A 381-nucleotide genomic window follows, 5' to 3' on the forward strand; every position below is an offset into this window, starting at 1 on the left:
TAGCGATGTTATCTAGTTTTGAAGGAATATGCATTAAAATTTCTTCTTGACATTTCGAAAGAAATGTTTATAATGATAAAAGTCTGGTAATGATGGCAGAGAGGTCACACCCGTTCCCATACCGAACACGGAAGTTAAGCTCTCTAGCGCCGATGGTAGTTGGGACCTTGTCCCTGTGAGAGTAGGACGTTGCCAGGCTAATATTATTCCGCAGTAGCTCAGTGGTAGAGCTATCGGCTGTTAACCGATCGGTCGTAGGTTCGAGTCCTACCTGCGGAGCCATTATGCTTCCATAGCTCAGCTGGTAGAGCACTTCCATGGTAAGGAAGAGGTCACCGGTTCAAGCCCGGTTGGAAGCTTGGGAATAGGTTTAAAACTTTT

At 45.7% G+C, this 381-nt stretch carries 2 tRNA genes and 1 rRNA gene; all 3 read left to right on the plus strand.

Going from position 1 to position 381, the window contains the following annotated elements:
• The first annotated feature begins 82 nt into the window (after nucleotides 1-82).
• Nucleotides 83-198 (plus strand): 5S ribosomal RNA (gene rrf / locus ACQGSG_RS29355).
• 9 nt (nucleotides 199-207) lie between these two features.
• Nucleotides 208-282, plus strand: a tRNA-Asn gene (locus ACQGSG_RS29360).
• 4 nt (nucleotides 283-286) lie between these two features.
• A tRNA-Thr gene (locus tag ACQGSG_RS29365) sits at nucleotides 287-359 on the plus strand.
• The last annotated feature ends 22 nt before the right edge of the window (nucleotides 360-381 follow it).

This window comes from Bacillus sp. GMa5/1, from assembly GCF_050172015.1.
Lineage (GTDB): Bacteria > Bacillota > Bacilli > Bacillales > Bacillaceae_G > Bacillus_A > Bacillus_A cereus.